Genomic DNA, 19,377 nt, shown 5'->3' with positions numbered 1-19,377 from the left:
AAACCAGAATTTTAGGAACATTGGGGTAAGCAACTCTCTTTGGAATTAGATTTTTTGAATTCTAATCTTACGATTGCCAGTAAAACGTATGTTGCCATCCAAAATACATGAATTTTCCATTTCAGAATGAAGGTTTTTAACCTGCTCTCTCATATTTTGAACAAGAGAAATTACTTCTATCGTACTATTACATTGTAGTTGTGTGAATAATTTTTCTTTGTCATAGTAGAGTGCCTCTAACTGTTGTTCCAAGAGGTTCAAAACAGAATCTTCATGAATATTTTGACGGCTATCAGTCGAAATTTCCTCGATCATCAATTCTCGAATTGGTTTGGTTAAAAATTCTTGGATTTCGTTTAGGTCTTCATCATGAATGAGTGGTTCTAATGCGATTAGGATGTACGTTGTTAAAGATGCTTTAATGATTAGATTTGGATCAGCTTCTCCTGTATTAAAATTTTGGTACTGGATTTGAGTGTTGAGTTGTTTCCAATAACATTTGAGTTCAACGTATTTTGAGAAAATTAGAACGCTCAATTCTTCCTTGATTTCGACATCATCTAATATATCCAAAAATTGATGGATCATAGAATCAAACCAAAGGTGAATTTTGTTCTTATGTTCTTCGTTTTGTTCAAATCCAATCATCCATTCATTTATGTTTTCGGAGACTGAAGATTTAAAGTTTTGGTTAGAAAGTTTATCTTTTATTAATTGTAATTCCATATGAGTCTCTATTGGTTTGGATTTTTATGGAATCTATGATTCGGTATGTAAGCAGACAAAATTGATTCAATTTGAATTCGATTTGTGTTTACTTTTCTGTAATTTTCTTTAAATGAGTAGAGGCAATTTAATTCCCTTTCAAGGTTTTGGAATTCATGGATGATTGTATCGATGTCAGAATAACCCAATTCTGATTCCAGTTCTTCTTTTTCTTTGTACAATGCGACAATTTGGGATTCTAAATGTTCTTCTAAAGTTGGATCCATTATCCATTAGACGAATTACTTTTTCAAAACAGAAATAATATTGAATTCGATGAGGATACTCCAGGAACGTTTGCTTTGGCCAATCCGCACTGGTTTTAAAATTCGAACCAAATGGTTTGCGTCAATTTGTGTATAGGACTCTCCTCTTTGGATGGCAAGTAAAGCTTCGGTATTGAGTCCCTCCGCTTTCGAGCCCAATTGATCAATTTCTGGGTGTGAAGCAAAATTACCCTCATAGGTCACAAGTGAGGTAGTTCCAATTCCAAAGATTTTTTTGGGTGATAATTCTTTTTGGAGTTGTTCCAATGAAAAATCTGCTCCTAAAATCCCTGCAAATTTTGAATGTAAAAACAAATTAGTCATCAGACTTGTCATCTTGACTGTTTTGCCTTCTATAGGATAGTCATAAGGTTCCATCATTACGTCTTCACCTAAATCCCGAGGTAAGACATACCATTCATTTTCACCGGTAACATCATAACCTTGTAAAGGTTCAATTGAAATCCGACCTGTATGGCGATGACAATAGGGAACAAATCGACCTTTTGCATCGTGGCCTTCTTTGTTTTGGTATTCATGATCCTTTTCATCTATCACATTTGGCTCACAACAAATTGCATAAGCTAACTGTTGTTCATTTTGGATTAAATATTCTTGTAGGATGAGTAGGAGGTGTTCCCGCTTCATACCTATGTTCGCGTGTACCAAACTTTGGATTAAAAATTTTAAGCCATACAATGAGGTAGCCATGATATAGAATTTTGATTCTAATTCTTTTGCAATGTTGTTTGCCCATAAGTCTGCATATTCGATGATGGATTGTTTTTCCATTTCGAGTACGTCAGCATTGGCTTCTGAGTTTTCTAGATTGATTCTAGATAATATTTCCGAGATTTTTTTAGTGGCTTCTGAGGTTTGGAAGGACAATTTTGTGACTTCATTTGCTACAATTTCAAAACCTCGACCATGTTCACCAGCTCTTGCTGCTTCAATAGATGCATTTAATGCGAGTAAGTTGGTTTGTTTTGCGACTTGTTGTATAGAGGATGCAACAGAACCTATTTCTTTTGATCTTTCTCCAAATGAATCAATGAGTTCTTTGAGTTTTTTCATACCCAAATTTGAATATTTGTCATCCATCCTTAAGCCATCCTAAATTCAGATTCTGTTCTTTAATGAGTATCGGAGTTACCAGTATTCTTATTGATATCCTGCCTGTTGCAATCGAAATAGTTTTTCATATTTTCCCTTTTTCGTAAGTAAGGTTTCGTGATCTCCCCATTCCGTTTTTCTACCTTGTTCTAAAACTAGAATTTTATCCGCCATTCTTACGGTTGAAAATCGATGAGAAATCAGAATGACTGTTTTCCCCATTGTGTGTTCTCGAAAGTGTTCGAACACTTTCATTTCTGCTTCCGCATCAATAGCAGAAGTTGGTTCATCCAATATTAAAATGTCAGCTTTTGATCTCATAAATGCTCTAGACAAAGCAATCTTTTGCCATTGCCCGCCAGAAAGTTCTCTACCATCTTGGAACCATTTTCCTAAACGTGTTTGGTATCCCAAATCCAAACGAGTGACAAATTCGTGAGCCATCCCTAATTTTGCAGCACTCATCCATTGTGATTCTGATTGAATTTGTTTTACATCTCCCATTCCAATATTGTCACCAACCTTAAATTGGTATTGGACAAAATTTTGAAAGATAACTCCAAATCGTTCTCTTAATGATTCTTCTTCCCAATCAACAAGATTGATTCCATCCAAATAAATATTCCCTTTAGTAGGTGAATACAAACGAGTCAACAATTTGATTAAGGTAGTTTTTCCCGATCCATTTTCTCCAACGATTGCTAGTTTTTCACCAGCTGGAATTTCGAAACTAATATCTGTTAGTGAATCTTTTGTGGATCCTGGATATAAAAATGATACTTGGTCAAATACGATGCCAGTTTTGGTATTTGTACTTTTATGAATGCCAATTTTTTTCGGAACTGGTAAGTTTAAGAACTCCATAAGGTTATCGATATACAAATGGTCTTCGTAAATTCCACCAAATGCTGATAACGCGTTTGCAAATGTAGATTGTCCTTGGCGAAATATTACTAAATACATTGTCATTTCGCCAAGAGTGATTTGTTTTTGTAAGGCAAGACTTACAATCCAAATGTAAGATCCATAAAATGCCAACTGGCTGATTAGCCCTAAGAAAAAACTCACAACACTTTTTTTAACAGTTAGTTTCTTATCTTCTGCATATATTTTTTGAAAATTGTTTTTGTAACGATTTAAAAATTCCTTACCTAAGTTAAATAGTAAAATTTCCTTTGCGTTATCTTCTCTTGCCATTAGTGTTTCTAGATAAACTTGTTCTCTAGTTTCTTTTGCTTTCCATCGAAAGAGTCTGAAATTATGATTTGAGAACTTTGTTTCAGCTATGAAAGTTGGAATAGCAGCTATGATTAAAATGATTGAGGCCAATGGAGAAAGTTTTACAAGTAATCCAAAAAAACTAACTATAGTGATTGAGGACTGTGCGATCGTAAAGAATCGATTTACCATCGATAGAGGTTTTGAAGAAGCCTCTGATCTTGCTTGGGTCATCTGATCGTAAGTTTCTGAATTTTCAAATTGGGAAAGTTCTAAGGTGATTGCTTTTGAAAGGATTCTTTCATTGACTTCTTGGCCAAGTTTAATCCGTAGTAAGGTTGTACAAAGAAAGTATAACTTTTGTGCTCCAAAATAGATGACAGTGATGATTCCTTCAAAGTAAACATATGTTGCAGTTTCAGAATAAAATAGGTCATACCAATTACCGGATGTAATTTTTGAATGTAAGATGGAATCGATGATGAGTTTTCCGATCCAGACCAAAGTTGAAGGAAATAATCCATTTAAGATGGTCAAAATTGTAATGAGTAAAGTTAAAGTAGGGGAGCTATGGTAAGCGAGCCGAAACGCTATTTTGGATGATTGAATGATACGGAAAAAAGTATCCAACATACTGGTTAGATTGTTTTTAGAAGGATGTTTCGATAGCTTTTTTTAAGAAAATACATTGAAAAGAATGAATTCCACTTTCCGAAATTTAAATCACTTGTTTCGATGTTTATCGTATGCCGAAGGAAAGATTGGATAAAGTTCTAGGAAATTTTGGATTAGGATCTAGGTCCGATGTAAAAAAGGAAATTTACCAAGGTAATGTCAAAGTAAATGGAATCGTTGTTAAAGACCCCGGTTTTAAGATCACATTAAATGATGTTGTTGTATTTTATGACGAAACTTTGATTCGCAAAGATTTTTATTATTTCATGATGAATAAAGCTCCCGATTGTATCACTGCTACAGAAGACCCTCGGGAAAAGACTGTGATGGATTATTTAAGTGAAAGGCATCAAAACATGAATTTGTTTCCTGTTGGAAGATTGGATAAAGAAACAGAAGGGCTTTTGCTTTTTACCACAGATGGAACTTTGGCTCATTATTATACTTCTCCAAAACATTTTGTTGAGAAAGAATACTATGCAGAAATTTCAGAACCAGTAACAAAAGAAGACATCTTAAGTTTTGAAACCGGAATAGAGTTAGATGATGGATACAAAACAATTCCTGCTCGTCTGGCTATTCCTGATGAAACAAAACCTCATATAGTCACTGTTTGGTTAAAAGAAGGGAAGTATCGTCAAATCAGGAGGATGTTCCAAAGTTTGGGCAAAGAAGTTTTGTATTTGAAACGAGTAAAAATGGGTAATTTAAAGTTAGATCCGTCAATTCCTATAGGTAGTTACCGGGAGTTAACAGAAGAAGAAGAAGCCCTGCTCAAACAAAAAATACCGATCATTCAATAAATCTTTCTATTTTGTCAAAAAATGCAGCAGGTGCTCGTCTTGGTCTTGAGTTTGAAAGAGAAACAAACAGCTGTTCGTCTTTCATGCTTGCTAATAAGTTTCCTTTTGAATCTAAAATATCTTGTCTAAAATAAAAACGGATTTTTTCAAAACTTTCGATCCAACTTAAGATTTTAACATGCGTTCCTGGATCTATTGGTTTATAGATCTGTATTTCACCGCCCATAAAAAAAGTAGTAGAGTCAGTTTCTTTGATCAAATTGAGATCTACAATTTCTTTAAAAAACAGGAAACGTCCCTCTTCGAATATTTTCCAAATGGAATCAGAAGGTAAATTCCAAAAACAATTCATATCACTGAAAGGAATGTAATAATCATGTTCCACAATGTTTTGATTTGTTGGTTTGGGGTGGATCGTAAATTGATAGGGAGTGACAGTTAATTTGGGAAGCTCCGGAATTTTAATGTTATTTCCATCCTTCACCAATGTTGAGGTTGTTTCAATTTCACATGCTTTTTTGCCATTGGGACCAACAATGGATTGTTTCCATAAGAGAGTTCCATCATTCATACCATAAACTTCTGATTCAACAGTCATTTCGGAATTTACAAATTGTTGATTGAGGAATCTTACATTAGTTGAACCAGGTACATAACTAATATTAGTATTTAACATTAGTTCGATGGAGTAACCAAATTCTCTTAAAACTTCGCATCGTGCATCATATGCGAACCGTTCGTAGGTTCGACTTGTGACATGTCGATTCCAATCCAAATCAAAGTGTCGAGTGGATAAGGTTTTTCGGAAAATTTGATTCATTCCTCCTTTCTTTCCATTCTGAATGGATTGGTAAAGAAAAAATCTAGTTTAGAATCGCTAATTTGTTTATGATTTGTTAGTCGGAATTTGTTAGAAGTTGATTCTGATGCCATTCACCTATTAAAAAGAATGAAGTTAGTAGGAAAGTGATTGTTGGAACAGGAAAGATATATAGAAAACTCAATGCCGAAATGGTCGCGGTCCAAAAAATGACAATTACTAATAAAAAGGCCTTGGAAGAAGGTGTTAATTTTGTGTCAGATAAACTTAACACAAAAATACAAATTTCAAGAAGGATTGAAGCATCCAAAGCTAAACTCATTCCCTGATAAAATTCATCAATTGTATGATTGGAAAGACCATTCGGTAGTTCGACATAAGTTGTTTCCATAGTAAGTATTGTTTTTTTATTTGCTACGTTTTTTCTTGTTAGAATTTCAATTGTGAGTCCAATGAGGAAAAATACCATTAGTCCTAGTGCTGAATAAAGTTTCCATTTTGGTCTTATTTGTTTTGATCATCCTGCCTTAATTGATTCTTGAGAAGTTAAAATCTAAGTTATCATTTTTAGTTTGATAGAAATAAATGATAACAAATATTATAATAATCATATATATATGTATAACTTGAAAAAAATGAACATTTTATCCGATACAAAGGGAATCTATTTTTGATTTCAGGATTGATTCAAAATTTATTAGTCGGCATCAAAAGTTCTATAATTAGAATAATCGAATTGTAAAAACATAGTTGAACAAATTCAAATTCAAAAAGAAGGGTTTTTGATCCAAGATATTTATGATGACATAGGCTTTAGTAAAAGATATTTGGATAAATTATTCAAAATCTATATTGGTGTTCCTCCAAAAACAATTTCTTCAATTGAAAGAATTCAATGTATATATGAAACTTGGGCTAAATCAGATATTTTACATTTTCAAACTCAAGGATTGTTTGATTTATATTACGATCAGGCGCATTTTAGAATAGAATTTAAAACATATACAGGTCAGACACCTAATCAATTTTATTCTTCAAAAAATAATTTTGGAAAATTATTTTATAAAAATCTCTGATAAAATCTTAAGATAATGGTCAGCCATAATTCTATCTTTTATTTCAATGAAAAAAGGCGATTGCCACTTTTGCGTTAATATTCCTTGTTTGTTATTTGGATTATCCCATCTAGGATAAACTCTGAACCCTAATTTCCCTTTCTGTTTGCCAAAAAGGATTCCTTTTTCATCTAAAATTTCTTTGTTAAATAAAAAATATCCAATATGATCATTATGAATTGTCTCAATGATTGAGAGATTGAAAAAGTCTTTATATTGATACGGTTCGATAGGTCCACTATTACTTCTTTTCCATAGAGTAACAAAAAGGCCATTTTTCTTAGGAGTATGATTTGCTGTTCGAAAAATCACCTTCTTATTGTTACAATTGAAACTACAAGCATTGTAGTTTTTGCTCTCTTTTTCAATGATAATGTTTTCGATTTTCAATTCTAATGGATTAAAAAGATGTTTTTGAATGTTAACTAAATAATTTGGGAACATGTAGGTGAATTTGTTTGTGGTAGATAAACTTGTGGATTAGTGAGAAAGAAACTTAAGTCCTATAATCGATACCACTAAAGTAGATAGGAAAAAAAGCCTCCAAAATTCCACCGGCTCTTTGAAAAAAATAATTCCAACAATTACGGTTCCAACTGCCCCGATTCCAGTCCAAACTGCGTAACTTGTTCCAATTGGAAGAGTCTTCGTAACTTTAATCAATAAACCCATACTGATGCAAAGCGAAAGGAAAAAACCTAAATACCAATAATAAACCAAATTACCAAAGGAATCCTTTGCCTTCCCTAAGCAAAAGGCAAACAGAACTTCAAATAAACCCGCAAGAAACAGCAATATCCAGTCCATACAAACTCCACTAGAACCGATATAACATGAGCTCCTTCAAATGTAAATTGGTTTAATCAAAAGATTTTCATAGCTGATTACACAAAATAAATATTCAACTAGTTGGTTTAGTAATTGACTAAAAAAAACCAAACTAGATATTATACTAAATGGTTGAATATAAGAAAAATGAACGAATTTTGAATAAGGTGTTTGCTGCGCTTGCTGACCATACAAGAAGACAAATGTTGGCAAGGCTTAGAAAGGGTTCTTTGAGTATTTCGGAACTTGCTGAACCATTTGCGATGTCGTTTGCTGGAGTCGCAAAACACATCGAAGTTTTGACAGAAGCAAAATTGGTTCGAAAATTTCGTTCACAAGAAGACGGGCGAAGTTATCGATTGGAGCTTGAAAACCAAACATTATCGGAAGCAAGTAATTGGATACTGTATCACCAAGAGTTTTGGACAAATAAATTAGCAAGGTTAGAGGCATTTTTAGAGGAGAAGGAACATGAGCCCCCAAGTAATAAAATTAGAAAGAGAAATTAATGCAGATCTAAATCGAATTTTTCAAGCATGGTTAAATGCAGATCATCTTTCGCGTTGGTTTTTGTCCGGGGAAAATATTAGCATTGAATCTGTTTTTATCGATCCAAGACCTGGCGGAAAATTTACAATTAACATGAGTTTAGATGGAAAAATATTCCCACATACAGGCGAATATATAACCATTGAAGAGCCACACAAATTAGTATTTACTTGGTGTTCTCATGCAACAGATAACAGGGAAACACTAGTTACTGTTACATTAAAAGACATATCGAAAAAAACAAGTGATACAAATGTAACAGCGAATCAGCCAAGAACATTAGTAACCTTGGTACATGAAAAATTAATCAGCGATATCGAAATTAAAAACCATAATCATGGGTGGACAAATGTATTGGAAGCCTTAGATCTTTGGTTTCGTGACTAGATTTAACAAAGAAGAAATAAAAATATTTAAATAAGGAGTGTTGTATGGGAATTTATCACAAAATCGGAGTTAAAGCATCCGTTAATGAGGTAATGAGTGCATTGACCACTAAGTTAGGTTTGTCAAATTGGTGGACAAAAGATGTTGGGGGAATTTTTGCAAGCGGAGCTTGCGCTATAGGCGAGGTGATTACTTTTGAGTTTGGTCACGGGAATGCTATTGAAATGAAAGTACAGGAGATTTCACCTAAACAGGTGATCTGGGAATGTGTTTCTGGACCAATGGACTGGATAGGTTCTCATATTGATTTCCAATTGAATTTGGGAAAATCAACAAAAGGCGAAGAGATGACAATTCTTTACTTTCGGCATCATGATTGGAAAAGAGAATCTGAGTTTACTGCGCATTGTAGTATGAAGTGGGCTACGTTTCTTTTGAGTCTAAAGAATTTACTTGAAACTGGAAAAGGTAAACCCGCGCCGAATGATATTAAAATTGATGAAATGAACTGATTTTCAATCATTCTATAATATCTTCATTTGTTCTTTGTCATGATGCAAACATCTTTCCTTACATTCAAATTTAATCATAGAATTGAAAAAATCTTAAATTAAAATGTGATTCAAGGATTAGGATTCAATTTGCATCTTGATTAGGCGAAGGACAATTTCATCCAATAAGTTAAAAATAGAGGTTAAAAGAAATTATAATACATTGATAAATTGAATATTGCAATTTAGGGAAATTAGTTAAATTCTAGCGAAAGAATTAAAGAAATCATTGCAAATTGTATCATCATTTCTTTAATATAATGATTAAGATGGAATTATATGAATTTGCGTTGTCTGGAAATTGTTACAAAGTAAGATTAATGTTGTCTTTGTTGAATTTAAAATATGAAAGTCGAATTGTTAATGGTCCTGAAAAAGAACATAAATCTTCTTCCTTCTTGGAGATGAATCCATTTGGCCAAGTGCCAGTATTCAAAGATAATGATATTGTTTTAAGAGATAGCCAAGCTATATTAGTATACTTAGCAAAAGCATATGGAGGAAACGATTGGTTCCCTGAGAATCCTTTCGAAGCAGCAGAAATTGTAGGGTGGTTATCTACTGCTGTAAACGAAGTTTCCCGTGGGCCAAGTGCACTACGTGCGCATTTTATTCTAGGACGTCCAATCAATTTAGAGGAAGCCCAAGCTGTAACTACTAGTCTTCTGAGTGTTTTAGAGAAACGATTATCTGAATTCCAATGGTTGGCGACAAATAAGATTACCATCGCTGATATAGCAATGTATCCTTATATTGCACTTTCTCACCAAGGAAACGTGAGTTTACAAGAATATAAATCTGTTCAAGATTGGATGAGTCGAATTCAAAATTTACCTGGTTATATCAGTATGTTAGGTTTGACTCCTTAAGCCATTTTAGCTAACTAATGTTAATTCCTATAACTGAAATCTTATTGGAGTTTTTCACCGTTTGCCAACTTTGTAATGATTTCCTTTATGCGTTTTTCTCTTGTCTCCTCTTTTTTTGCAGTATGTAGCCTGAAAGCTATTGAGTATAAATATGATTTATTGAGCCCTTTGTAAAACTCTGTTGCTTTTTTGTTCTTTCGAAGTTCATTTAGAAAGTCTTCAGGAACAGACATTTTACTTGGCGAATCATATGCTTTTTCCCATCTACCATCAGCTTTTGCTTTTTCGACAGCATCCAAGCCTTCTGGTTTCATTTTCCCTTCATTGATCAGTCTTTCCACATGTCCTATATTGATTTTTGACCAAATACTTTTCGCTTTTCTTGGCGAAAATTTTTGTAACCATGCTTGTTTGTCAAACGATTGTTTTTGGCTATCAATCCAACCATAACATAGAGCCACATCGAGTGCTTCTGGATATGTAATTGTCTTCTTTCCTGATTCTTTTTTAAATATCTTGATCCAAATTCCAATGGAACTTTTATGATTTTTTTGAAGCCAGATGTCGAATGATTTTGCTGACAAAAATTCTATTATTGGTAAAGTATTTGGTATAGCCATATGATTACAATCTGATCGAAAATTTATTTACAAATGAGAACTAGATTCAAACTTTCGCAAGTAACCGGATTATTCAAAAAGTATCCCTATTTCCCGATTTAACCAAATTTTCGTTTTGTGTTGCGAAAGCAAATCCTTCTGAATAAACTAATGTGTTGCAACATAAATCGGAGCGTATTTGATATTTTTTGTTTCATAAGAGGAGAGAATAATCGTAATCTTTGATTTTTTGTTGCTTACACTGCACAGCTGCTTAGCATATAGAATCATTTTTTCTTTCTTTTTATAGTCTAAAACTCTGTCTTTAATTTCGCTTTTTTCTTTGAAAGCTTTCCATAGCTTCCACATATTCTTTTTTAGAGTATGGTCTTTTTTCAATATTTATGGCAGTTGATGTTTTCGAATTTTATGCCGAATAATCTAAAGACAATAGAATTGATTTCAATTTCTTCGTTAATTGTATATTTTAATAAATAAAATTTAGTTTCCTAGAATGGTTTAAAATAAAGAATCAATTTTCCAAAATCTTGTGGAATATAAAATTTTAAATATTCTTTGTACTTTCCAGATATCTCTTTTAGAGAACCATTTTGTATTGCGATGACATTTATATTCTTATACATATTGAAATATTGAAAATTTTCCGGCGAGTTAAGATTATTAAAAATAAATGGCTCAATGAATATTGTTTTTTTTTATAATACTTCTCCAATAAAAAGTTTATTTGTTAAATTTGAGATGTTTATTTCTCCCTCAAGAATTGTTTGCTCGAAGCAGAACTAGGAAGAATCGAAGTTGAATCCCGGATTGCATTTTTCATTGTTCGCAATTTGGGAGCAAGAAATTGCACAGATTAAAATTATTAGAGTGGAGGTACTTACAATTTTGGTTTCATAATATTATTTACGAAAATTCATAGACCGAGTGCGGTATCGAATTGAAAGAATGATGTAAAGTGATTTTAATTATTTGAAGTAACCTCATTTTGTTTTTCTTGATTTTTTTCTTCTACTATCCAATTTTTTTCAGTTTTCTCGATTCGATCTATATGGTTTAAATTATAAACGCAATTTTGAAGAGAAAATATTGCTATACTTGAAAATAAAAATTTCATATAATTTAATTCGCCATTTGCAATTGATTGATCAAATCGACAATTTCAGGCAAAGATTTCATAGATAGATTCTTTAAACTTCTGCCAAGAGAAATTGGATGGTACACATCATAACTTTCAATATTCGTTACTTCACCAATTGAATTAAACCTAGGCTTGTAAATTTTGATTTTATGAATTAGGTGAACATTTTTATCAATAAAAGAAATGGTATGACTTCAGGACATGGGTAACGGTTAAGCGTCAGGAGAGGGGTAACACTTTTTGGTTAAGTTTCTTGGTTTATGAACTTTGTATGAGTTAGGATCAGAAATGATCAAGAATAAATTTTGATCGATGAGACCTAGTTTATTAGAACCGAACCAAATGGAAACGGAATCGTTTTCTTTTTTGATTCCCACATTGAATCCGTTAAATGGATTACCAACCATAATGAGGTTTCCATTGTAATTGATATAACCTCTATCATTGACTTGCCTTTGTTTGAACCCATAAGGATAAGAAATGAGTAAATCAGCATTTGGATCGAATAGTTTGTTAGATTTCACATAGACTTGTTCAGGAGTCTTCATAGCAAGAGCTTCATGAGGTCTATTTCTGTTAAAATCGATTCTCCATTTGTCGAAGAGTTTTTGGAAGAGGGTGATGTTTCCCACAATCTCATGTTGTAATTCGCGAGCCATGTCCCTATGCATGCGCTCATGAGCGCCATTCTGGTAAGGTTTGCCAGGTTGTATGCGATCGAGCTTAATTCCAAGAGAGAGCCACCAAACAGAGAGTTTAGTGAGTCCCCAAAGGGACTGCATAGAGGCGAAAGGAGGCCCATTGTCAGAGCGAATGACATCAGGTAATCCGTAGATAGAGAATAACCTAGTAAATTCAGCTTTTACGGAAGGAATGTCGCCTTTCTTAAGAGTCTTGATAGAGAGAATGTATTTGGAGAAATCATCACAAACAGTGAGAGGGTTCACTTTTTCACGTTCAGGAGTGTACCACCAACCTTTGAAGTCAACAGTCCAAACATGGTTAGGATTGTTAGCTTTCTCTGGCATAGAGATTCTTTGCCCTGAGTTTGTAGGTCTTCTTTTTCTCTTATTATCTTGTAGTCCTGCTTTCTTAAGTATACGTTCAATAGTAGATCTGTTAGGAGCTTTACGATCAGGGAATTGTTTCTTGTAAAGTTCTAGTATTTTCTTAGCACCCCAGAACTTTCTATTGTTCTTAATCTTAATGATCTCTAGAATTGTTTCTTCAGCAATCTTAGCTGGAGAGTTTTTTGGAGTCTTCTTCCTATCCAGAAGTCCTTCTTTTCCTTCTCTTAGAAACCTTTCTTTCCACTTATACCCACACTTAGTGGAGATGCCATACTGAGCACATAGCTGAGTAAAATTGACGCCATTCTGGAACGAATCCAGAACGAATTGAAATCTTAAATCCACGGTATTAAACTCCTTCCAAGGCATCCCTAAAGCCCTCCTAAAAAGGTAATCTAAAGGGATGAATAACTTGAAAGTGTTACCCATGTCCTGAGGCATACATCAACTAATTGCAATTAACGAACTAGGCTTTCCGAAGTTGTCCGACCCTGAGTCCCAACGGGACGTTAGGGACTGGCACGTAGTTTGCGTATGCAAACGAGTGACAGAAAGCCTATGTGCCGAAGGCCAAGCGAGGGCGCAAGTCCCGAAGCGCAGCGGTTAGCGTATGTTAATTGCAGTATCCAAGTTTTAGAAAAGATAAAAATAAGAAAGAATCAAGGCCAAAAATATTGGTAAGAGATAAATAAAGTCGACTCTTTGTTTTTGATTAATTTTCGCTGAAATATCCCAAACAGAGCAAATTAAAACAGAACTGTGAGTGAAAAACGCAAAGTAATTGAATAATGAGAAAGACGAAAACAAAATAAAGACTTTGATAAAATCTCTTCAAATAACCATTCAAAATGAAACTCGGCTTTCTCAGAGCATGACAAAAAACATGTAATTTCACAAACAGCGAAAATTTGAACAGAAACTTCTAAATCACTGTTTGGACATTGCAATTAACGAACTAGACTTACCGAAGTCCTCCGACCCTGAGTCCCAACGGGACGTTAGGGACTGGCATGTAGCTTGCGAAGGCAAGGCGAATGCCAGGAGGAGGATTTGGCGTAGCCCGAGCGAGGGCTTGTCCCGAAGCGAAGCGGAAAGTCGCTGTTATACGCAGTATAGGCTTTTTTAATCACTTATGAAAGTGGATGCTGAAATGTGAGTTAAATCTAGTAGGGCCATGCGCTCTGATTCATATTTTTTCGCTAGATACATTCCTACTTCGCTTTGATTGTTTCTATTAATGTCACAGTCAGCTAAATAAATTATTGATTTTGACTCCAAATCAATCGGGTCAATGGTACCGTGTGAAAATGATCTGCGAAATTCGGATTTATTAAAAGCATTATATTTGTTTGAAAAAGGGTTTAAATAGAGCAATGCTTTATTATTCCAGTGTAAAATTGTTCCATCAAGAAATTCTCTATATTTAAAGAAAGCACTATGGTCGCAAAAATAACATTCCCTTGATTCATTTGAAGGTATTTTTACTGCGGTTCGAATCCCTAATAATGAACATTTAAATAGTGCGGCTTGGTATTCTGGTTCACGACCTGCGCATTCTAACCAAAGAACATTAAAGGAATCGCTCTGGTCTAATTCTTTAATCTGTTCAACACCGTTATAAATTATATTTGTATATTTATTCTTTCTATTTATTTGATTTGATTCAATAAAGACTCTTGAGTTTTCAATTGCGGATTTTACATTTTCGATATATTCTTTATCATCAATTTTGGTTTTAATTTCTAAAATAGTTTTTTCTTCATTTTTTCTTATTATTAAATCAGGTGTCTTTTCACTTGATTCTGGAATTTCTTCTACTTTAAATTCTCTAGTATGAAAGAATGTTTTTACCAAATTTTTGATGTTCTGATCATTATGCATTTTTTTTAATATTGAGAAGAGTTTGCCTATATTTCGTATAACGAACTAGACTTACCGAAGTCCTCCGACCCTGAGTCCCGGTAACGGGACGTTAGGGACTGGCATGTAGCTTGCGTAAGCAAGGCGAATGCCAGGAGGAGGATTTGCCGCAGGCCGAGCGAGGCCTTGTGCCGAAGCGTAGCGGAAAGTCGCTGTTAGCCGAAGTCATAAAGTTACTGTTTCTTTAAAGGCCTAGCGATATTAAATTGAGACATATATTTTTTTGGAATTCCTTCATTAATTATTGTTTCGAAAAAAGGCTTTTTATATAAATTATCAATTTTTATAAATATAGTTCTGACAATTTTTTTATCATAGTTCGATACTTTAAATTGATCAATTTCGCCTATTAAATCTTCTTTTAAAGTATAATAGTATATAATTGAATATAAAAATAGAGTATCATTATTGTGTATTTTCATATCAAAATATGGATAATCACCAGAAACGAAATCAAAGGAGGCTGAACTTTCTTTTGATGGGAATGGTAGCTCAATTATTTCATTCTCGGATATGATAATTGTTTTAAAATAAGATTGGCCTGAGCAATTTTTACATTTATCCACTGCACCTTCAAAAATTTTTCCATTTTCATAAGTATTGTGATACTCAAAGTAAGGTTCGTCAGGAATGAAACATTGTGACGTTTTATTGTTATATAAATATATATAATCTACGTTAGCATAAAGGTTAAACTTAAAGGAGTATAAATCATAGATTTCATTTAAATGAATTTTCTCATTTAATGGTTTTAATTTATTGGAAGTTTTATCTATTTCCCAGCTTTTAGCTTTATTAAAAATAAAAGTTTCTGGATTTTCTTGAATTTTGAAATACTTTATGAGAGGTGTTGAATAAAAATAATTACCGAATATATTTTCATCAAAAGTTTCTTTTGTTTTAGATAAAACGACTAGCGATGAATGTAGATAAGCTTTCCTTTCTTCATATTCAAATTCGATCCACATACCAGATTTGTTTTCAAAGTTTTGAATTACTTTAGATTTTATAAAGCCTTTGCTAGTAAAACCAGGTTCCAAGGATTTAAATGCCAAATTTTCCTCTCCAGGTTCTAAAAAAATTGGAATATACTTATCGCTATAGTTTTTGAAATATACTATTTCATCAAATTTTTCTGCATAGAGTATTGTAGATTTAATAAAAAGGAGAAGGATTAGATTAGTTTTCTTCATTTATATATCCATTTTTATGATTTCGGCTAACGAACTAGACTAACCGACGTAGGCTGGCCCTGAGTCCCGGAACGGGACGTTAGGGACTGGAACGACGCTTGCGTAAGCAAGAGGAGTGCCAGAAGCCTATGTGTCGGAGACCGAGCGAGGGCGCAAGTCCCGAAGCGAAGCGGTTAGTCGCTGTTATACGCTGTAGCGGATTCTGCTATTCAATCGGACGACAATTCATTATTTCTTTTTGTCCTACTTCAGTAGGGACTAAAGTTAAGAAAGGTTTCGCTATTACAGGTCCAGCTAATACATTTCCTTTTAAATAATAAATTTGCTCCTCTTCAATATCAATAGTAATTGAAGCAGATCCTATTGTTTCTGCACTTAGTGAGATTTCTCCAGGATCTAAAAAGAAAGCTTTATATGTTCCATTTCTCAAGTTTAAATATATTTTTTCATATGAATCTTCAATAGTATAACTAATGGCGGAACCCATAAAAAGAGAAGGCCTATAAATATAGAGTAAAGCTTTTTTCTTTTTTATTTCTTTTTCCGGCGTAAACTTTCTTTGAGAAGATTCAGACGAGTTACAATCCATTAGAAACAAGTTTAAGATAATTATAAAGATATATTTTTTATTCATTTGATATTTACCTCAAGTTTATTAAAATCAAAACATTTTTCAAAGTTTAATTTCAATTTTGTTAAGGCTATGCTTCGCATTTCAGAATAATTTGGATTATGATATAATGTCCTAAACTCGGTAATTGTGACTGTAGAGCAACTGTAAGTTTGATTATTATTTACTATAAGATCTCCATGTGCCTTTACGAAATGTCTTTGAATTGGAAATCCTAGAATTACCAATGGGTTGAATAGTACAAACAAATCGGACGGATCTGTCGGTTCATAAAGAATATTAACTTTGTATTTAATACTATTTATAGAGTTAGGTTCGTTAATTAAAAAATTTGGCAAATATTCCGGTCTGACCGAATACTGTAGCTTTCCAATGAATATATCCTTTTTTTTGTCATCTTGTAAATTATCTTTAATAAACTGTGATTGGATTGATCGACAATTCATGAGGATAAGTAGGAATATTATATATTTCTTTATCATTTTCTTCTCTAAAAGGTTGAGTTTAACGCTATAGCGTATAACGAACTAGCTAACAGACGTAGGCTGACCCTGAGCCTCGAAGAGGCGTTAGGGACTGGGACGTAGTTTGCGTATGCAAACGAGTGCCAGAAAGCCTATGTGCCGAAGGCCAAGCGAGGGCGCAAGTCCCGAAGCGCAGCGGTTAGCGTATGTTAATTGCAGTGTCCAAGTTATAGAAAAGATAAAATTAAGAAAGAACCAAGGCCAATAATGTTGGTAAGATGTAAATAAAGCCGACTCTTTGTCTTTGATTAATTTTCGCTGAAATATCCCAAACAGAGCATATTAAAACAGAACTGTGAGTGAAAAACAGCAAAGTAATGGAATAATGAGAAAGACGAAAACAAAATAAAGACTTCAATAAAATCTCTTCAAATAAACTTTCAAAATCAAACTCGGCTTTCTCACCGCTTGACAAAGAACATGTAATTTCACAAACAGCGAAAATTGGAACAGAATCTTCTAAATCACTTTTTGGACATTGCAATTAACGAACTAGACTAACCGACGTAGGCTGACCCTGAGTCCCGGAACGGGACGTTAGGGACTGGCGCGTAGCTTGCGTATGCAAGCGAGTGACAGAAAGCCTATGTGTCGCAGACCAAGCGAGGGCGAAGTCCCGAAGCGAAGCGGTTAGTTGCTGTTATGCGATGTTTTTGATGGTTAAAAAAAAATAAGACCATTTTGCTATTTGATATTGACTAAGCGAAACTTGAGAGATTCTACTAACAAATATGAAATGTATATCAATATTAATTTTAATCTTTTTTACCTCACCCTATTTCGCGCATTCCTGTCCTATTGAATTCGAAGTAAAATCAGAGCTAATTGATGATAAAGAAATTTTAGTTTTACAAAGTGAAGATAAATCATATCAGCTTAAATTTTATCAAGTGTCTTTTTTCCGAGACGGATTATCAAAAGTTAATTTTAACAAACGAATAGGTTATATAGATAAGAATATCAATTTTTTAATTCAACCAAAATTTGAAGACATTGGATTATTTTCTAATGGTTTGGCGAAATATCGTTTAGGATCAAAATGGGGTTACATCGATAAAGCTGGAAAAATTATAGTAGAACCAATTTTTGACGAAGCAGGCGAATATATCTCTAGTATTGGATTTCGCGAAGGATTAGAAAGAGTAAAGTTGAATGGAAAATGGGGATTTATTGACATCAATGGAAATATGATTATTCAACCCCATTTTGATAAAGTTAATCAGTTTAATGAGAATCAATCAGTTTATGAATTAGGTACTAAAAGAGGATTTATAAATAAGCAAGGTAAGATAATCGTTAGCCTTAATTATGATTATTTGGGCGACCTAAATGAAGGTATGTCTCCTGTACGTTTGAAAGGAAAGTATGGTTTTATTAATAAGAAAGGAAAACTTATAATTAAGCCAAGATTTGATAATATTACTAAATTTGAAGATGGTTTAGCAGGTATAAGGATAGCAGGAAAATGGGGAATGATAGATAAAAAAGGAGAAATTGTAATTAAGCCAGAATATGATGAAGATTTTAGTTTTCATAACGGGTTAGCAATTGTTCATTCAAATGGCATGGATATGTTTATCAATAAAAAAGGTAAAAATATATTTAATAGAAAATTTGATGCTGCATCTCACTTTAGTGAAGGGCTTGCTGGTGTCAGAATAAACTCAGATTGGGGCTATATAAATCGTTCAGGAAAAATGGCTATTGAACCTCAATTTTTAAATACCTACTATTTTATATTTGGTTTAGCAAGCGTAAATTATGATGGAAGATATGGATTTATTAATCAAATTGGAGATTTCATAGTTGATCCTATCTTTGAACGCTCAGGTTATGCTTTTTCTGAAGGTTTTGCAAAAGTAATGAAGAATGGGAAATGGGGTTTTGTAAATAAGAAAGGCGATTTAGTGATCAAACCAATTTTCGATGAAGTTTACGATTATTCAGAAGGACTTGCCGCTGTTAAATTAAATGAATATTGGGGATTTATTGAAAAACCAAATTGTGATTAAAAATATTTATTAGCTAATTTTTTTTTCTTATATTATCAATATTTTCAAAAATATCGCATAACGAACTAGCCTTCCCGAAGTTGTCCGACCCTGAGTCCCGGAACGGGACGTTAGGGACTGGCACGTAGCTTGCGTATGCAAGCGAGTGACAGGAGGACAATTTGGCGCAGCCCGAGCGAGGCTGAAGTGCCGAAGCGAAGCGGGAAGGTGCTGTTATGCGACGTCTTTTCCTAATCCCATAAGTTACTTAAATACTCTTTTGACCTTTCTTCACCCAAATAATTAAATTCTGTCTCCCCTCCAAATCCTT

General features: G+C 33.6%; 20 protein-coding genes and 1 pseudogene. 7 read left to right on the top strand and 14 right to left on the bottom strand.

The window, feature by feature from the left end; all coding sequences use genetic code 11:
- Positions 1–45 precede the first annotated feature (45 nt).
- From DI076_RS04160 to DI076_RS04145, 4 genes are read right to left on the bottom strand one after another with little or no spacing between them, the layout of a single operon-like run.
- Positions 46–726, bottom strand: coding sequence for a hypothetical protein (locus DI076_RS04160; protein WP_108958749.1), 681 nt, complete (start codon positions 724–726; stop codon positions 46–48).
- 8 nt (positions 727–734) lie between these two features.
- Positions 735–992 (bottom strand): hypothetical protein, encoded by a 258-nt coding sequence (locus DI076_RS04155; protein WP_108958748.1) that lies wholly within the window; start codon positions 990–992, stop codon positions 735–737.
- Between the two features lie 15 nt (positions 993–1,007).
- Positions 1,008–2,132, bottom strand: coding sequence for a methyl-accepting chemotaxis protein (locus DI076_RS04150; RefSeq protein ID WP_108958747.1), 1,125 nt, complete (start codon positions 2,130–2,132; stop codon positions 1,008–1,010).
- Between the two features lie 60 nt (positions 2,133–2,192).
- A complete protein-coding gene (locus tag DI076_RS04145) occupies positions 2,193–3,995 on the bottom strand; it encodes an ABC transporter ATP-binding protein (protein ID WP_108958746.1) in 1,803 nt (600 codons plus the stop codon).
- A 113-nt stretch (positions 3,996–4,108) separates the two neighbouring features.
- Here DI076_RS04145 and DI076_RS04140 point away from each other — a divergent pair, with 113 nt between their 5' ends.
- A complete protein-coding gene (locus DI076_RS04140) occupies positions 4,109–4,840 on the top strand; it encodes a pseudouridine synthase (protein ID WP_108958745.1) in 732 nt (243 codons plus the stop codon).
- On the opposite strand, the gene DI076_RS04135 is transcribed toward DI076_RS04140, so the two are convergent.
- Positions 4,830–5,660 carry an acyl-CoA thioesterase gene (locus DI076_RS04135; protein WP_108958744.1) on the bottom strand — a complete coding sequence of 277 codons (831 nt, stop codon included), beginning with the start codon at positions 5,658–5,660 and terminating at the stop codon, positions 4,830–4,832. The two genes, DI076_RS04140 and DI076_RS04135, sit on opposite strands and share 11 nt — an antisense overlap.
- Before the next feature lie 76 nt (positions 5,661–5,736).
- Positions 5,737–6,168, bottom strand: a complete 432-nt coding sequence (locus tag DI076_RS04130) for an LIC_13387 family protein (RefSeq protein ID WP_108958743.1) — start codon at positions 6,166–6,168, stop codon at positions 5,737–5,739.
- 274 nt (positions 6,169–6,442) lie between these two features.
- Here DI076_RS04130 and DI076_RS04125 point away from each other — a divergent pair, with 274 nt between their 5' ends.
- A complete protein-coding gene (locus tag DI076_RS04125) occupies positions 6,443–6,736 on the top strand; it encodes a helix-turn-helix transcriptional regulator (protein WP_245918261.1) in 294 nt (97 codons plus the stop codon).
- On the opposite strand, the gene DI076_RS04120 is transcribed toward DI076_RS04125, so the two are convergent.
- Together DI076_RS04120 and DI076_RS04115 are read right to left on the bottom strand one after the other, a co-directional pair.
- On the bottom strand, positions 6,716–7,219 hold the full coding sequence (locus tag DI076_RS04120; RefSeq protein ID WP_108958742.1) for a MepB family protein: 504 nt from the start codon (positions 7,217–7,219) through the stop codon (positions 6,716–6,718). The genes DI076_RS04125 and DI076_RS04120 overlap by 21 nt on opposite strands.
- 36 nt (positions 7,220–7,255) lie before the next feature.
- Positions 7,256–7,582, bottom strand: coding sequence for a DMT family transporter (locus DI076_RS04115; protein ID WP_108958741.1), 327 nt, complete (start codon positions 7,580–7,582; stop codon positions 7,256–7,258).
- A 149-nt stretch (positions 7,583–7,731) separates the two neighbouring features.
- Here DI076_RS04115 and DI076_RS04110 point away from each other — a divergent pair, with 149 nt between their 5' ends.
- The 4 genes from DI076_RS04110 (at position 7,732) to DI076_RS04095 (ending at position 9,959) form a co-directional block, all read left to right on the top strand.
- Positions 7,732–8,112, top strand: a complete 381-nt coding sequence (locus tag DI076_RS04110) for an ArsR/SmtB family transcription factor (RefSeq protein ID WP_108958740.1) — start codon at positions 7,732–7,734, stop codon at positions 8,110–8,112.
- The gene (locus DI076_RS04105; RefSeq protein ID WP_108958739.1) at positions 8,075–8,539 is read left to right on the top strand and encodes an SRPBCC family protein; all 465 of its coding nucleotides are present in this window, start codon (positions 8,075–8,077) and stop codon (positions 8,537–8,539) included. The genes DI076_RS04110 and DI076_RS04105 overlap by 38 nt, the downstream gene beginning before the upstream one ends.
- A 44-nt stretch (positions 8,540–8,583) precedes the next feature.
- On the top strand, positions 8,584–9,051 hold the full coding sequence (locus DI076_RS04100) for an SRPBCC family protein (RefSeq protein WP_108958738.1): 468 nt from the start codon (positions 8,584–8,586) through the stop codon (positions 9,049–9,051).
- A gap of 308 nt (positions 9,052–9,359) precedes the next feature.
- Entirely contained in the window at positions 9,360–9,959 is a 600-nt protein-coding gene (locus DI076_RS04095) for a glutathione S-transferase family protein (protein ID WP_369689756.1), read from the top strand.
- A 41-nt stretch (positions 9,960–10,000) separates the two neighbouring features.
- Here the strand turns inward: DI076_RS04095 and DI076_RS04090 are convergent, their stop codons facing one another.
- From DI076_RS04090 to DI076_RS04065, 6 genes and pseudogenes are all read right to left on the bottom strand, one after another.
- Entirely contained in the window at positions 10,001–10,579 is a 579-nt protein-coding gene (locus DI076_RS04090) for a YdeI/OmpD-associated family protein (RefSeq protein ID WP_108958736.1), read from the bottom strand.
- Between the two features lie 1,350 nt (positions 10,580–11,929).
- Entirely contained in the window at positions 11,930–12,745 is an 816-nt protein-coding gene (locus DI076_RS04080; protein WP_245918287.1) for an integrase core domain-containing protein, read from the bottom strand.
- A 126-nt stretch (positions 12,746–12,871) separates the two neighbouring features.
- Positions 12,872–13,156 (bottom strand): annotated as a pseudogene (locus DI076_RS20270) (leucine zipper domain-containing protein); the annotation flags it as partial.
- Positions 13,157–13,909: 753 nt separating this feature from the next.
- Positions 13,910–14,668, bottom strand: a complete 759-nt coding sequence (locus DI076_RS04075) for a hypothetical protein (protein WP_108958734.1) — start codon at positions 14,666–14,668, stop codon at positions 13,910–13,912.
- A gap of 212 nt (positions 14,669–14,880) precedes the next feature.
- Positions 14,881–15,900 carry a hypothetical protein gene (locus tag DI076_RS04070; protein WP_108958733.1) on the bottom strand — a complete coding sequence of 340 codons (1,020 nt, stop codon included), beginning with the start codon at positions 15,898–15,900 and terminating at the stop codon, positions 14,881–14,883.
- 205 nt (positions 15,901–16,105) lie between these two features.
- Positions 16,106–16,534 carry a DUF2846 domain-containing protein gene (locus DI076_RS04065; protein ID WP_108958732.1) on the bottom strand — a complete coding sequence of 143 codons (429 nt, stop codon included), beginning with the start codon at positions 16,532–16,534 and terminating at the stop codon, positions 16,106–16,108.
- Between the two features lie 1,252 nt (positions 16,535–17,786).
- On the opposite strand from DI076_RS04065, the gene DI076_RS04050 reads away from it, so the two are divergent.
- Positions 17,787–19,067 (top strand): WG repeat-containing protein, encoded by a 1,281-nt coding sequence (locus tag DI076_RS04050; RefSeq protein ID WP_108958729.1) that lies wholly within the window; start codon positions 17,787–17,789, stop codon positions 19,065–19,067.
- Positions 19,068–19,377 lie beyond the last annotated feature (310 nt).

The organism is Leptospira ellinghausenii, assembly GCF_003114815.1.
Taxonomy (GTDB): domain Bacteria; phylum Spirochaetota; class Leptospiria; order Leptospirales; family Leptospiraceae; genus Leptospira_A; species Leptospira_A ellinghausenii.
The sequence above is the reverse complement of the archived record's forward strand: the minus strand, read 5'-3'. Positions and strand labels throughout refer to the sequence as shown.

Bases quoted from the DNA above. Each gene is read 5' to 3' on its own strand.
- DI076_RS04160 (WP_108958749.1), bottom strand. From the start codon at position 726: ATGGAATTACAATTAATAAAAGATAAACTTTCTAACCAAAACTTTAAA.
- DI076_RS04155 (WP_108958748.1), bottom strand. From the start codon at position 992: ATGGATCCAACTTTAGAAGAACATTTAGAATCCCAAATTGTCGCATTG.
- DI076_RS04150 (WP_108958747.1), bottom strand. From the start codon at position 2,132: ATGGATGACAAATATTCAAATTTGGGTATGAAAAAACTCAAAGAACTC.
- DI076_RS04145 (WP_108958746.1), bottom strand. From the start codon at position 3,995: ATGTTGGATACTTTTTTCCGTATCATTCAATCATCCAAAATAGCGTTT.
- DI076_RS04140 (WP_108958745.1), top strand. From the start codon at position 4,109: ATGCCGAAGGAAAGATTGGATAAAGTTCTAGGAAATTTTGGATTAGGA.
- DI076_RS04135 (WP_108958744.1), bottom strand. From the start codon at position 5,660: ATGAATCAAATTTTCCGAAAAACCTTATCCACTCGACACTTTGATTTG.
- DI076_RS04120 (WP_108958742.1), bottom strand. From the start codon at position 7,219: ATGTTCCCAAATTATTTAGTTAACATTCAAAAACATCTTTTTAATCCA.
- DI076_RS04115 (WP_108958741.1), bottom strand. From the start codon at position 7,582: ATGGACTGGATATTGCTGTTTCTTGCGGGTTTATTTGAAGTTCTGTTT.
- DI076_RS04110 (WP_108958740.1), top strand. From the start codon at position 7,732: ATGGTTGAATATAAGAAAAATGAACGAATTTTGAATAAGGTGTTTGCT.
- DI076_RS04105 (WP_108958739.1), top strand. From the start codon at position 8,075: ATGAGCCCCCAAGTAATAAAATTAGAAAGAGAAATTAATGCAGATCTA.
- DI076_RS04100 (WP_108958738.1), top strand. From the start codon at position 8,584: ATGGGAATTTATCACAAAATCGGAGTTAAAGCATCCGTTAATGAGGTA.
- DI076_RS04095 (WP_369689756.1), top strand. From the start codon at position 9,360: ATGGAATTATATGAATTTGCGTTGTCTGGAAATTGTTACAAAGTAAGA.
- DI076_RS04090 (WP_108958736.1), bottom strand. From the start codon at position 10,579: ATGGCTATACCAAATACTTTACCAATAATAGAATTTTTGTCAGCAAAA.
- DI076_RS04080 (WP_245918287.1), bottom strand. From the start codon at position 12,745: ATGCCAGAGAAAGCTAACAATCCTAACCATGTTTGGACTGTTGACTTC.
- DI076_RS04075 (WP_108958734.1), bottom strand. From the start codon at position 14,668: ATGCATAATGATCAGAACATCAAAAATTTGGTAAAAACATTCTTTCAT.
- DI076_RS04070 (WP_108958733.1), bottom strand. From the start codon at position 15,900: ATGAAGAAAACTAATCTAATCCTTCTCCTTTTTATTAAATCTACAATA.
- DI076_RS04065 (WP_108958732.1), bottom strand. From the start codon at position 16,534: ATGAATAAAAAATATATCTTTATAATTATCTTAAACTTGTTTCTAATG.
- DI076_RS04050 (WP_108958729.1), top strand. From the start codon at position 17,787: ATGAAATGTATATCAATATTAATTTTAATCTTTTTTACCTCACCCTAT.